This window comes from Vibrio sp. 1F263 (genome assembly GCF_041439035.1).
GTDB classification, from domain to species: domain Bacteria; phylum Pseudomonadota; class Gammaproteobacteria; order Enterobacterales; family Vibrionaceae; genus Vibrio; species Vibrio tasmaniensis_A.
Genome location: NZ_JBGONI010000005.1, coordinates 1 through 13,910, shown reverse-complemented (window position 1 = coordinate 13,910; position 13,910 = coordinate 1). Strand labels below are relative to the sequence as shown.

General features: G+C 46.3%; 11 protein-coding genes and 1 pseudogene. 5 read left to right on the top strand and 7 right to left on the bottom strand.

What is annotated here, in order from left to right; genetic code table 11:
• Window positions 1-36 precede the first annotated feature (36 nt).
• The gene (locus ACED25_RS04690; RefSeq protein ID WP_135383472.1) at window positions 37-375 is read left to right on the top strand and encodes a DUF1840 domain-containing protein; all 339 of its coding nucleotides are present in this window, start codon (window positions 37-39) and stop codon (window positions 373-375) included.
• Window positions 376-488: 113 nt separating this feature from the next.
• A complete protein-coding gene (locus tag ACED25_RS04685; protein WP_371694747.1) occupies window positions 489-3,404 on the top strand; it encodes an alkaline phosphatase family protein in 2,916 nt (971 codons plus the stop codon).
• 44 nt (window positions 3,405-3,448) lie between these two features.
• Here the strand turns inward: ACED25_RS04685 and ACED25_RS04680 are convergent, their stop codons facing one another.
• From ACED25_RS04680 to ACED25_RS04665, 4 genes are all read right to left on the bottom strand, one after another.
• Window positions 3,449-3,973 (bottom strand): GNAT family N-acetyltransferase, encoded by a 525-nt coding sequence (locus ACED25_RS04680; RefSeq protein ID WP_269336855.1) that lies wholly within the window; start codon window positions 3,971-3,973, stop codon window positions 3,449-3,451.
• Between the two features lie 96 nt (window positions 3,974-4,069).
• On the bottom strand, window positions 4,070-4,327 hold the full coding sequence (locus ACED25_RS04675) for a YdcH family protein (protein WP_009846137.1): 258 nt from the start codon (window positions 4,325-4,327) through the stop codon (window positions 4,070-4,072).
• A 422-nt stretch (window positions 4,328-4,749) separates the two neighbouring features.
• A complete protein-coding gene (locus ACED25_RS04670) occupies window positions 4,750-5,739 on the bottom strand; it encodes a rhodanese-related sulfurtransferase (RefSeq protein WP_371694746.1) in 990 nt (329 codons plus the stop codon).
• A 312-nt stretch (window positions 5,740-6,051) separates the two neighbouring features.
• Window positions 6,052-7,200: a PLP-dependent aminotransferase family protein gene (locus ACED25_RS04665; RefSeq protein WP_371694745.1), complete on the bottom strand. Its 1,149-nt coding sequence runs from the start codon at window positions 7,198-7,200 to the stop codon at window positions 6,052-6,054.
• A 115-nt stretch (window positions 7,201-7,315) separates the two neighbouring features.
• On the opposite strand from ACED25_RS04665, the gene ACED25_RS04660 reads away from it, so the two are divergent.
• The gene (locus ACED25_RS04660) at window positions 7,316-8,185 is read left to right on the top strand and encodes a GyrI-like domain-containing protein (protein WP_017085035.1); all 870 of its coding nucleotides are present in this window, start codon (window positions 7,316-7,318) and stop codon (window positions 8,183-8,185) included.
• A gap of 23 nt (window positions 8,186-8,208) precedes the next feature.
• On the top strand, window positions 8,209-8,451 hold the full coding sequence (locus tag ACED25_RS04655; RefSeq protein ID WP_371694744.1) for a hypothetical protein: 243 nt from the start codon (window positions 8,209-8,211) through the stop codon (window positions 8,449-8,451).
• Window positions 8,452-8,581: 130 nt separating this feature from the next.
• Here ACED25_RS04655 and ACED25_RS04650 read toward each other — a convergent pair whose 3' ends face one another.
• From ACED25_RS04650 to ACED25_RS04640, 3 genes and pseudogenes are all read right to left on the bottom strand, one after another.
• Window positions 8,582-11,437: an FAD-binding and (Fe-S)-binding domain-containing protein gene (locus ACED25_RS04650; RefSeq protein WP_371694743.1), complete on the bottom strand. Its 2,856-nt coding sequence runs from the start codon at window positions 11,435-11,437 to the stop codon at window positions 8,582-8,584.
• Between the two features lie 168 nt (window positions 11,438-11,605).
• Complete coding sequence (gene lldD, locus ACED25_RS04645) at window positions 11,606-12,745, bottom strand: FMN-dependent L-lactate dehydrogenase LldD (RefSeq protein WP_017083007.1); 1,140 nt, start codon at window positions 12,743-12,745, stop codon at window positions 11,606-11,608.
• A 249-nt stretch (window positions 12,746-12,994) separates the two neighbouring features.
• Window positions 12,995-13,648: pseudogene (locus ACED25_RS04640) on the bottom strand (L-lactate permease); the annotation flags it as partial.
• 83 nt (window positions 13,649-13,731) lie between these two features.
• Between ACED25_RS04640 and ACED25_RS04635 the strand changes: the two are divergent.
• The coding region (locus tag ACED25_RS04635; protein ID WP_371694838.1) for a transposase domain-containing protein at window positions 13,732-13,910 on the top strand (179 nt) is incomplete at its 3' end.

The following is a 13,910-nucleotide window of genomic DNA, read 5'->3' as shown; positions in this document are numbered from 1 at the left end:
ATGTTTATAGATACCTAAATTTGATAGAGGCTCATAATGTTAATTACCTTTAGTTGCAAAGCTCATGCTAGCGTCACGATGTTTGGTGAAGTCGGTCTTCAGTTCATAAAGATGCTTGGACATAGTGGCACTATCCCAGGAGCAATTGATGCTTCAGAGGTTTCTCAAGCGTTAAGCAATTTGCGTGCTGCGATCGCCGCTGAGCAGAGCAAGCAGGTAGAACAAGAAAATACCGATGATGACAGTGAAGAAGCGGTTGTTGAAGCGCCTGTTAATATCGGTAGCCGAGCTTTCCCGTTAGTTGAACTATTGAAAGCGGCCATTAAAGACGAATGCGAAGTGATGTGGGAAGACGGTAGCGGTAAGCGATTGTAAGAGTATTCGAGCTCTTCGAATCAGAAAACAAACGTTTTCATAGGTTGACTAATAAATGCAAACTGAAACAATACGCTGCATTTATAGAAGTGTGTTGATCTAAAGGAAATTTGATGAGCTCTTATTCTCACGTTCGCAGTTACGCCAGTTTATTCAGTGCCTTATCGTTGGCACTTGCATCAGCTCCGAGTGCCGCTGATATATCAACAACGCCCGTCATTGGTGGCGTGTTTAGCTCCAGTGAAGTGTTGAAAAATCAGGTGCTTTCAAGCCTAAGTTATTCTGCCAAACTCACTCGTGATGCAGCTCTTTTCACCATTGGTGGCGTTACATTAGATGCGTACATTCTCGCTCTCCCTTTAGATGTCAAAACCAAAGCCAGAGTCGTTGCTCAGTTATCTAACCCGACGTACTCAATTCCTTTGGGTTATTTTCTCTATAGTTATTACGACCGCTATTCAGGCTTGGGCAGTGAAGATGTGTTCAAATATTACTTGTCGACGGTTTATGATAAGCAGGCGCTAAAGGGCTTTGAACATAGCCTCTATCATGTTGGAGATAAGCCAACCTCAGAGCATCACGAGCCAGATACCTCGACTGAAGCAACGGGACATCATGAAGGTATTCGTATCGATGAACAGTTCATTGCCAAAATGGTGGTTGTCTACGATGCGTTATTCGAAATTGGTGTTTGGCAGGATATGGACACGCTCCCTGCGAATTACACATACTTAACCAATAGCCCTGAAGATCTAGCTATCATCGCTCAAATTCAACCGATCATCGTTGATTTGATCGGTAAAGCGGCATTGGGAATGGATGACGGCGACATGAAATCTGCAATGTTGGCGATTGCAGAAGATGGTAAACCAGAAAACGCTGATAAGCCGAATAACAAAGCACAAGCTCTTACCATCACGCTTATTGATTTTGTACGCTTAAACTTGCTGAAAGCTTACCGACAATTTGTGTTTAAAGAAGAACGTGCAGAAGCGCTCGATGATTGGATGCAACAAGCGTTCAGTGACCAGCCTGATGCGCTAATACAATTCTTAGAATCCCAACAGCACAAACGTTTTGCGGTCCAAGTGACCGTCGACGGTTTACAGCAGGGGTTGATCGAAGGCTTGGTCGATGAAGATTCACCTTTCATTTCTGTTGCTTACCAAAATCATAAAAACCGAGCGCAATACAAACCTAAGCTAGAAACGGTTATTGAACCTGAACATCAACAGCAGGTGAGGTTCATGGAAGTTATGTCTGAACAAACCTACCGTGATCCGAATTATCTTCCGTTCTTCAAAAAACTCTATCAAGAGAATCGAAATAATATAAGCCGAGTGGGTATCTCTTCTACTCCGACGATCAGCGTACGTAATCTACCGATCATCAAAACGGGCGCAAAAGTGTCTGGTAACGGTGGTACGGGTATCCCTAATTTCCACTTTGTTGACCGAGAGATCGACCGAGCTTATTACTTCTTCGGCAATGACGCCCTGCAGTTGGATGTGTTGATGGCAAACAACAAGGTGCAGACCATGTTTGATCGCCTTGATTACCTCAAAACGCTGAACTGCAACGCTCAATACGATTGGAATGCTCACACCACTTACGATGGGCTAGTAAACCTAGGTTTGGGTGAGTCACTGCGGGATTATGGTGAGAAACGTTGCGTTAAAGAGCTTCAAGAACGTTCAGAAGTCGAAGTGGTTTTGCAAGAAAAGCGTCAAGCCTTGATTGAAGATATTGAAGCGTATCAGTCTATATCTGGCTTTGATTTTTTCACTAAGTTTTCAAAGAGAGCTCTGGTTAAACAGTCGATCACTCAGTTTGCCGTGTTAGATGGAAAAGGGATGCCAGACTACACCTTGGTTTATAACCCATGGCCGGATCACTTCGCACACTTTACCGGTCCTTTTAGTGACGAAATTCTGATGCCGACGGGAGAGCTTAACCGACTGGACTATTGGATTCGCCAGATTGAAGCGACCTACCGCAGTGCAGGCGTTTACGATAAAACGCTATGGGGCATGGCAGGAGATCATGGTTTAACGCCAGTGTTCTACGCGCTCAACCCCGAAAAGCAGGTATTCGAAGGCTTACAAGCAGAGCTAGATTATCCAATTGTGGTTAAGAAAATATCTTCAGACGAGGGGGAAGGGCCTAAAATCACCAATGCGCTAAGCTACCCAAGCTCGAAGGAATTGGATGTGGTGGTTGCCTCGACTGCTGGTGGTAACTTCATGATGGACTTCTTTAATTCGGCTCAAGGGTGGCAGGTTCAGCCTGTTTACCAAGAACTCACGCAGTGGTCTCCGATTGCAGCGCCAGCTGGTCAGAACATAGACATCATTAATCAGATAGCGCAACGCTTGCCTGAGAGTCTTGATTATATGGTCGTAAGAGAAAGCACATGTGATCAACAACGTTGCGCTGTTCGTGTGATTGGCAACCGTGATTTAAAACGGGTCGATGAATTGATCACACGTGAAGGTGACAAGCTTTTCTACGAGTCGTTGGAAGACAATCGAGCGCCGATTTTACTCAATACGCAAAGGTTAAATCCATACCTAGTATCACCAAGCGAAGCTGGTTTTTCACAATATTCTCAATTGGTCGACAAGTGTATTAACCGAGCGGTTAAAGCGGATGTGACAACGTGGTGTAGCAGTGCTGAGTGGACTTCATTAACGCAACCCACACCTCGACCAGATTCAGTGAATCAACTAGTTAATATCTACCTTGAAGATAGGGCTGGCACGGTTAACTTGTTCCCTAAAGCGGGAATTGGCTACAACACCAAGGTGCCAGGGCGTCATGCTGGTGAGGATTACTTAGAGAAAGATGCCTTCATCGGATTCTGGGGAGCGCCAATTGGCGATAACTCTCAGCAATTGAAAATCGAAGCTAACGGATCTTTAGCGCCAACGCTGTTTGAGTATTTGACCGGAGAACCTGTGGTCGAAGGCGAGAACGGTTGGGGTTTTCCGTCGTTGATTGAGAAATTAGATATTTCAAGCGCGCGCTAAAGTAAACGCTCTCTACCTACTCGCTATCTGTATTTTCTCTATGGTTAGCGAGGCTGAGAGTTAGCTAGGTTGAGAGTCATCCCTACAAAATCCTCATCGCTGTCATCAACAACTTGGTAGCCAAGCGCCTGATAAAAGCTGATGGCGCGGGTGTTACTTCTAAAGCTCGACAGAGTGACTTGGTTTCGTTGCTCTTGATGGGCTTTTTCGTGGATGCGTGACATGACTTTTTTACCAAGAGACTGATCTTGGTATTGATGGGAAATGATCAGAAGGTGAACATGGTATGCGTTGTCATAAGGCTTAAAACACACAAGTCCAACCCTTTGTTTTCCTAGATATACCCAATGAAACCAAGAGGGATTGTACTCGTTTAAAAGTCGTTGACGTTGGAAGTCGTCATCCCATCCGAAAACGCTATCAACGTGTATGAAAAGCCCTTGCTTAACACACGCAAACAGTTCTTCGAATTCGAGATTTGAAACGAGCTGGAATTGTATGTTCTCTTCTTCTATTGTCACTCTGCTCACTTCCTTATCAAACGCTTTCGAATAAGCAAACAGTAACATAATTGAAGAAGCCGAATTAGCTTAGATTTGCGCTGTTATGAAACCAAAAAGCCATGCGTAGTGCATGGCTTAGAATAAAGTATTGGATTGATTTTTCTATACGATCTTAAGCGCGTGATGGCGCGTGAGCTGTTTGTGCAGCGAGTCTTTTAGCTCCATTCGTTCTACTTTGAGGTTGTGCATGCTGTCGTCATCGATAGGGCTGCCAGAGATTTCTAGCTGACGGATGTCGTAGTCGAGTTGGTGGTATTTTTGCATGTCTGCTTTGAATTTTTCGTCGTCGTGGTTGAGCTGAACAATGTCTAATTTAAGATCTGGGAAATCTAAGATAAAGGCATGGTTTTCATTGAGCATTGGCACTTCCTCTCTAGTCGGATTTTTAGGGCGTGTTGATCTTTCGAGCTTGTTTTTGCGGCGAATTGCTGGGTATTTCTACAAGGCAGAGGCTTTGATGTGTAGCTAGCCTACATGAGAGGCCGATAACGTAGTAGAAATAACCAGCAAACGCTGCCCGTAGGGTTCGGCTAAAAGCGTTTTACTCTTTGTTAAGGGAGATTTGCTTAGAATGACTAGGCTACTTCTCCCTCGCCGCGATTAAAACGCTTTTATCTCGAACAAAATCCAACCGCGGAAGGTCAACACGCCCTGACAGTATAGAAGCAATTTTTCGAAAGAAATGTGGCTCAAAACACAAAGCCGTAAAGCGATCAAAAAAGGGCATTAACGTTCCATTGTGGATTCGTTGATGCCCTTTGTTATTTTCGTAATATTATAAACTACTTCGCTTTCTTACCAGAACGTTGCTGCTCTTTGTGTGCAAGCTTTTCTCTCTTACGTTGATCGATAAGGTGAGCAGCATCGCCGCCTACGTGGGTTTCGCCACGAGCATTCGACAATTGAACTTGCTTTTCACGTTCACGGAAACGCGCTTTCTGCTCGTCGCTGTGCTTATCAACACACTTAGGGCAGCTTACGCCTTTTTCGAAGTGCTCAGAGGCTTTGTCTTCGTCTGTGATTGGCAGGCGACAAGCGTTACACACGTCGTAGCCGCTCTTCTCTAGCTTGTGGTTAACTGCAACACGACCATCAAATACGTAGCAGTCGCCTTCCCACATGCTCTCTTCTTCTGGTACTTCTTCTAGGTACTTAAGAATGCCGCCTTCAAGGTGGTAAACCTCATCAAAGCCTTGCTCTTTCATGTAGGCTGTTGATTTTTCGCAACGAATACCGCCAGTACAGAACATTGCGACTTTCTTGTGCTTCTTAGGATCGAGATTTTCTTCAACGTACTGAGGGAATTCACGGAAGGTTTCTGTGTTTGGGTTTACAGCATTTTTGAATGTGCCGATGTCCACTTCGTAGTCGTTACGGGTATCAACCAGAATTACATCAGGATCAGAAATCAGAGCGTTCCACTCGTTTGGTTTCACGTAAGTGCCAACAACGTGGCGTGGGTCGATACCCTCAACGCCCATGGTTACGATCTCTTTCTTAAGCTTAACCTTGGTGCGGTTGAATGGTTGTTCTTCGTTGAACGACTCTTTGTAAACAACATCAGCCAAACGAGAATCTTGTTTGAACCATTGAAGAAGAGCGTCGATAGATTCGCGCTTACCTGCAACGGTGCCGTTGATACCTTCACTCGCAAGTAGCAAAGTACCGCGGATTTGGTTGGTTTCTAACACGTCAGTGAGTGGTTGGCGAATTTCTTGGTAATCATCAAGTGCTACGAATTTATACAGAGCACATACAACATATTGAGACATGGTTTTTCCTTTCTGCGAGCTGGAACGTAAATCCAGAGCGGTTGCCTTTTATGATACAGACTGAGTTTAATTTACTCAGGTTTGCCCATATTGGCTTATTAAAATCCGCCGCAGTATAACCAAGCCAAGGATGGACAAAAACCAACCAAAAGTAGGGCTATTTATCATTTCTATTTATGTGGTTTATGGGCTAGGAAATTCAACAAAACTGTTTTATCAGGTTCGAATTACAACATGTATTCCCAAACCCAAAAGGCCCTGCTGTAAAAACAGCAGGGCCTTGGTATTGAATCTGTCTGACTTAATCAGCGATTACGCTTGGTTAAGTACTTCCGCTAAGCGTTTTACCGCTTCGGTTAATTCTTCTGGGTTGGCGTTGGTGAAGTTTAAGCGCAGTGCAGCTTTAGCTTCATCGGCTTTTGGATAAAATACTGGGCTTGGTACAACAGCCACACCATTCGATAATAGAGTTTTAGCCAATTCGAAGGTGTCGCACTCTGGGATTTCAACCCAAATGAACATTCCGCCATCAACGGATTTTAATACACAGTCAGTAGGCAGCTGTTTTTCTAGCTCTGAAAACAGCACTTCATAACGAGACTTGTAAAGGGTGCGAATGTTTTCCATATGTACGTTGAAGTCTTCATGCTTTAGAAGACCAACAAGCAGCGCTTGCATAGGTACACTTGAGTGTAAGTCCGCGCCTTGTTTTACTTTGATTAATGGCTCAAGGTAGCTGCGTTTACCTGTTACCGCGCCAATACGTAAACCTGGCGATGCAATTTTAGAGAATGAACGAAGAACGATAGAGTTGTCAGGGCAAAACGAAGAAACCAACGGTAGTTCTGTACCGGTGAAACGTAGCTCACGGTATGGTGCATCTTCAATGAATGCCACGTTGTATTTGATGCACAGTTCAGCGACTTTTTGACGAGTTTCTGTTGCCCAGCACACACCTGTTGGGTTGTGGAAATCAGGCACGGCATAGAACATTTTCGGTGATTGCTGTGCAAAGCACGTCTCTAGTTCGTCTAGGTTCGGGCCAAATTCTGTTTGAGACACAGTCACAATGTTTGCTTGAACTAGGCCAAACACCTGCATCGCACCCAAGTAGCTTGGCGCTTCCATCACAACCACATCATTCGGATCAACATATGCTCGTGCAATTAAGTCGAGACCTTGCTGAGAACCGGTACAAATCATTGCCGTGTGTGATTCTGGCAATTGGTAGCTTTGTGTTAGGTGGTCAAGCAACGGGCCGTAACCCGCGGTAGAACCGTATTGGAAAACTTCAGGCATGTTCGCTAGGTTTTCTAGCGTTGGCTTCATTAAATCGATAGGGAATGTTTTCGCATCGGGTAAACCACCGGCCAATGAAATAACATTTGGATCGCTTGCGGCTGCGAGGATCTCTCGAATGTATGAAGATTGAATCTGTTGTAATGACTGTGCGATTTCCATGTGTTGTGTCTCGTCGTTTATCGTTTTTATTCTATCGCTTGATATTACACGGCAATTGTAAAAACTAGCGTGTCCGTTTATGCTCTTAAACATGTCCATTTATGCTATTTGAACGATGTCACGACAACACATATCCCGAATCAATGATGTTTTGTTCCATATTCACCAAGACATCAGTCAGCCTTTGTCGGCAAAAGCGCTCTCTGAGATTGCTGCGTATTCAGAGCAACACTTTCATCGCACGTTCAAAAGTGTGGTTGGGGAGTCGTTGCATCAATACATTAGACGCACTCGAATGGAGTATGCGGCTAATCAATTGATGTTCGATACCAGCTCGTCTGTGGTTGAGATCGCCCATAAATGTGGCTTTAGCTCTGTGTCTTCGTTTAGCCGAGCATTTAAAGCGACCTTTAATATGTCGCCCGGAGAATGGCGTAAGCATGATTTACAGATTGCAGAAAAACCTTACCTGAAAGATCCCGAAGTGGCGGCAGGCTATTTGAATGTGTCGCAGCGGGAGTTACCGGAACCTAAAATTGTTGAAGTATCAGACCGAATGGCAGCTTATGTTCGACATACTGGCTATAACCGATCCATTCGTAATGCGTGGTTGATATTGAAAGCGTGGGCGAACTCAGAACAGCGCGACTTTTCGAGCCAATTTGGTTTGCATCACTCAAACCCTGCTTGGGTTGAAATGGACCAGTGCCGCTATGTGGCGTGTATCGCGATTGATGAGCCGATTAAGTATCGCAGTGTCGTGAACCAGATGGTGATTCCGGGTGGTTTACATGCGGTATTTCGACTGAATGGCCGTTATGGTGAACTGCTACCACAGATCAGTATGGTATTAGAAAAATGGTTACCGGCTTCTGGTTTCAAACAGCGCTCGACTCCCGCGTATGTGCATTATCATCGGAACCATTTTCTCAACAGTGATGAAGTGTTTGAGCTTGATTTCTATCTCCCTGTGAGTTTTTATTAGTAACCCCATTTTGAGGAAAAATTATGTATCTCGTTTTGTATTGCCACAATATTGGTATGACCGACTTTTCTTTCTTTGAGACGGAAGATTTTGATAAAGAAGATGGCTATATCGTGCGAGGTAAGTGGCCGAATGAGAAAGCGTTTCGTGATTACTTAACCAAAGAGTTTGGTGACATGAGCGAATTCCAAGTGATCGACTTAATCGCCAAAGGCGCAGAAGCAGAACACTACTCACCAGAAGAGTTGATGTGCCTAGCTCAGTAGCCGTTAGCTCATCAATATCTAGCTCGGTAATACGTTTTAAATCGAATAAAGAAATGGCAGCCTGATTGGGCTGCCATTTTTCGTTTTAGGTTTAAGCTAATTGCTCGATACCTTAAGTGGGGAGGCTCCGCTATTGCGCGACTTCGTCCACCAAGTACAAGATTGATTGATACGGAATGCCACTGTGATGTGACAAACCGATCTCACAGGTTCGACTGTTACTGAACCCACGAGTACAGTTGCTCGGCACTTGCTCTTCGAGTGGGTGTACCGCCGCTTCATTCAGCTCTGGAGTGGTAAAACCTTTATCACCCGCCCAACCACAGCATTGAATATGCTCAGGAACAATCACCTCTTCGGTACAGGCTTTAGCAAGGCTCAACATCGCGCCTTCCAAACCCATTCGACGAGAGCTACAAGTCATATGCAGCATCACGGTTTCTTGCAGCGGCTCAAGTGTCAGGTGCTCAAGCAAGTATTGATTCACAAACCCTGTCGGCTCTAATACTTCTAACGGTTTGGTGAACTGTTCAATACTGCGTTTAGCACATGGGCTGGTGTCCATTAAGACTGGGTATTCACCCTGACGACTCGCTTGCCACAACACTTCTTCGAGCTGTTGCGCTTTAGATTGGGCTAAATCGGTCATCCCTTTGCTGTCGTAAGGCATGCCACAACATTGGTCGTCTAGCTTCTTCGGAAGAATCACCTCAAATCCGGCTTTGTTAAGCAAAGACATGGTCACTTCCGTTAGAGGACGTTGATCGCCCGCATCGCTTTGTTGACCCATGGTTCGACTCGCACACGAAGGGAGGTAAACCACCTTCTTGTGATTGCTTGAGGATTCTGCTGTCACTGGTGATGAGACTAGCGAGTGGCTATTGGATTGTGGCATCTCAGGCATCCAAACCGGCGTCGCGCCTTTGGTGATAGAGCGCAAGCCGTTGGTTAGCTTGCCGACTGTATTCGCTCCTAGAACCTTGCTTGCCACTTGGTTGGTTTTGAGCCCAGCTTTGGTCAGCTTGGTGGTGGTCGAGAAATGATCCGCTGTCCACTTAGCGATTGGCGTAAATTTCTCGTACTTGGCAATACGAAGCTTCTTGATCAAATCGCCGGTGTTGATTCCCACTGGGCAACGCTCGGCACACAGGCCTGTTGCGGCGCAGGTATCAATGCCTTGGTATTCGAAGGTTTTCTCTAGTTCGCTTGCTTCCATCTCCTCGCCCGCAGCGCGTCGGCGTTGTAACTCGCGGTACAGCACGATACGTTGGCGTGGCGATAGAGTTAAGGTACGAGACGGACAAACAGGCTCACAGAAGCCACACTCGATACAGCGGTCGACAAGGTCGTCGGCAGCAGGCATTGGCTTCAAATTCGTGATGTGGGAGTTTGGATTGTCGTTGATGATAACGCCGGGGTTAAGCAGCCTTTCTGGGTCAAACAGCGCTTTGATCTGTTGCATCAAGGCATAGCCATCTTTGCCCCATTCTAATTCCACATAAGGTGCCATGTTTCGGCCCGTGCCGTGTTCCGCTTTCAGTGAACCTTGATATTTCACGGCGACGAGCTCGGCTACGTCATCCATGAAACCGCCGTAACGGTCGATCTCTTCTTGGCTATCGAAGCCTTGGGTAAACACAAAGTGCAGGTTGCCTTCGAGTGCGTGACCGAAAATGATCGCCTCGCTGTAGTCGTATTTGTCGAACAGCTCTTGCAGCTCTCGAATGCCGTTAGCGAGGTTTTCAACAGGGAAAGCAACGTCTTCGATGATAACGGTTGTGCCAACTTCACGAACGGCTCCAACCGCAGGGAACATGCCTTTTCGGATGCCCCAAAGAGTCGCGACTGTCTTTGGATCGGAAGTGAAAGGCACCGATTCAACAATCGTGTACTCAGTCAATGCGTCCAAAATTGATTTACATTGTAAATCTAAGTCCTGCTGGGAGCTGGCGTGTGATTCAATCAAAATCGCTGCGGCTTCTAAATCCAAGTTCGGCATGAATGCAGGCATACCTGGCTTATCAGCCACTGAACGCAGCGCTCTGCCGTCCATCAATTCAACCGCAGCAACTGGCGTTTTTGATAGCGTAGTCACGGCTTTACTGGCTTGCTCTATGTCGGCAAACACAAGCAGTGCAGAAGCTTTGTTCGGGTGTTCGATAACCGTGTTGTAGGTGATTTCGGCGATGAAGCCTAGCGTGCCCTCTGAACCGATCATCAGGTGTTTAATGATTTCGATTGGGTCGTGGTAATCGACCAATGCATTCAGAGCGTAGCCCGTAGTGTTTTTGAGGCGGTATTTGTGGCGGATTCTGTCTGCAAGTTCTTGGTTTGACGCTGTCTGTTGATGTAATTCAACAATGCCTTCAAACAGTTCTTTGTGTGATTGCTTGAATGCCTCAACACTTGCGTTATCAGCCGTATCAAGCAGGGAGCCATCACTCAATACGATTTTCATGCTCTCAACGGTGCGGTACGAGTTTTGCGCAGTACCACAACACATGCCACTGGCGTTGTTCGCTGCAATACCACCGATTTTACAGGTATTGATAGAGGCTGGATCTGGGCCGATTTTACGTTGGAAAGGGGCAAGGTATTTGTTGGCATCTGCACCAATCACACCCGGTTGAAGGATGATCTGATTGCCGTTGTCGACGATTTCGTGGCCGCGCCAGTCGTCGGTCAGTGTGATGAGTACCGAGTCTGAAACCGCTTGCCCTGACAGGCTGGTGCCCGCGGCGCGAAAGGTAAAATGAATACCGAGTTCGCGACAACTTTGAATGGTGAATATGACTTCGTCTAAGTTCTTGAGCCTTAGAACCATTTTCGGCACCAAGCGATAGAAACTCGCATCGGTGCCGTAAGCCAATCGCTTTGCCTCTTGCGTGACAATGCGTTGTGTTTCTATTTTTTGAGCCAGTATCGCTTCAAGCTGCTGATAAGCTTGTGCGTCTATTACTCGCTCATGGGATGTGGTTGTCTCCATCTTTGCTTCCTTGTGCTTCTTATTTGGCACTGATTTGTTTTTATTTTATTTTCCAGTGCTTAAACGGTGTCACAACGGCAGTGTAATTGCTGTGACACCGATTGAACTTCAGTCTAAGTAGACCAAAGCATTAGTCTGAATTTGAATCTGAACCGGAGTCGTGGCGGATTAATCTAGCCCCACCAAAGAATCACGAGTTAAGTCTTTGATTGTCTTGGCGCCAGTTAGAGTCATCGCAACGCGCATCTCTTTGTCGTAAAGGTCGAGTAGGTTCTCAACACCTGCTTGTCCTTGCGCTGCTAACGCGTAGACGAAAGAGCGACCAAGCAAGGTACAGTCTGCGCCCATCGCCATCATGCGAACTACATCTAAGCCAGTACGAATGCCAGAGTCGACCAGAATCTTAGTGTCGCCTTTTACTGCATCTGCAATTGCAGGCAGTGCTTTAGCACTTGATAGAACGCCATCAAGCTGACGACCGCCGTGGTTTGAAACTACGATACCGTCTGCACCAAATCTTACGGCGTCTTTTGCATCTTCTTCATCAAGAATGCCTTTGATGACCATCGGGCCGTCCCAGAAATCACGGATCCACTCTAGGTCTTTCCATGAAATCGACGGGTCGAAGTTGTCACCCAACCAACCGATGTAGTCTTCCAGTTTGGTTGGAGAACCTCGGTAAGTAGAGATATTGCCAAGATCGTGTGGTTTACCCAACAGACCAACATCAACCGCCCAACTAGGATGACGCATCGATTGGAATACACGACGAATTGCTGCATTTGGGCCGCTCATTCCTGAGTGCATGTCACGGTAGCGAGCGCCAGGTACTGGCATATCCACCGTGAAGACCAGTGTTGTCACGCCTGCCGCTTTGGCACGTTCCAATACGTTCTTCATGAAGCCGCGATCTTTTAGCACGTAAAGTTGGAACCACATTGGGCGCTCAATCTTAGGTGCGACTTCTTCAATCGGGCATACCGATACGGTCGACATCGTAAAAGGGATGCCTTTATTGTCTGCGGCTTTTGCAGCTTGTACTTCGCCACGTCGTGCGTACATGCCTGTTAGACCAACGGGTGCTAAGGCAATCGGCATCGCGAGCTTTTCACCAAACAACTCGGTTTCTAAATTTAGGTCCGACATGTCATTGAGGACACGCTGTTTGAGCGCGATCTCTGCAAGATCGGCCGTGTTGCGGCGTAGGGTATGTTCACCGTAAGAACCGCCGTCAATATAGTGGAAAAGAAACGGTGGTAATTTCGCTTTTGCTGCGGCGCGGTAATCAGTCGATGCGGATATGATCATAATTTCAGTCCTAAATTCTTGTGATGTTGCCCTTCTATGAGAGCTTGGCTTGGGCTGCTTTAATTCTTGAAAAGTAAGTGTTTGTTGTTTCTTAAACAGTGAAACAGATAAGCAATAAAATGGCGTTAATACCCGGGGGTGTTGATGTGTTTTAGTATCCATTCCGAAACTCATCAACTGTCTTATTAGACGGTGTTGCAGTCGGGGAATTGAGTATTAACGCCAAGTGCTTTTGTACCGACTTATGGTTTACATAAGTGCGTCTGTCATTTTGAAGCCGTAGATAACCACTAGGCCGATGATTCCTGTCATCACCAAGTAGTAGAACGTTGGGATGATTGTCTTACGTAGTGTTGCGCCTTCGCGTCCTAACAAGCCTACGGTCGCTGATGCGGCTACCACGTTGTGAATCGCAATCATGTTACCGGCTGCAGCACCAACGGCTTGCAGAGCAACAACCACAGCACTAGAGATAGAAAGTGTTTGTGCTACTTCGAATTGGAACTGGCTGAACATCATGTTTGAAACGGTGTTCGAACCTGCAATGAAGGCACCTAACGCACCCACCGTTGCACTCAACGCTGGGAATGCGCCGCCAACGAGGTCAGCTGCAAAGTTTGCAGTGGTTACTGGCATACTTGCTAAATCAGCGCCGTTCACGCCAGAGTTAATAAAGATACGAACCATTGGGATGGTGAACACCAACACAAAGCCTGCGCCAATCAGAGTCTTGCTCGATTCACCGAAGGCTTTAGCCAGTGGTGTTGCGCTGCGTGATTGCATTAGAACAGCAACCAGTGCGACGAAGACCAAGATACCGCCAGGTAGATACAGAGGTTGAATCGCTGTGCTTACGCCTGTCTCGCCAAGGATGTTGCTGAAAGAAAGGCTAACGCTCTTAAGCTAATGCCGATCGTTTAAGAAGACTTGAACGATCTTGCAGTTAGCAGATAATCCCCATCAACACCGTTGATGGGGATTTTTTTATGCTTGAACAAGAATTAGCAATGGCACACGAGACCATTGAAGATGCCGACAATTATGAATCTGTCGTCGACGCCATTCAGATTGAGTGGATAGAACAAGCTCTTCTTGAAACCAATAAAGCGAGCATAAGACGACGTCGGCTTCCCGCTCAGCAAGCTGTCTGGTTAGTTATTTGGAT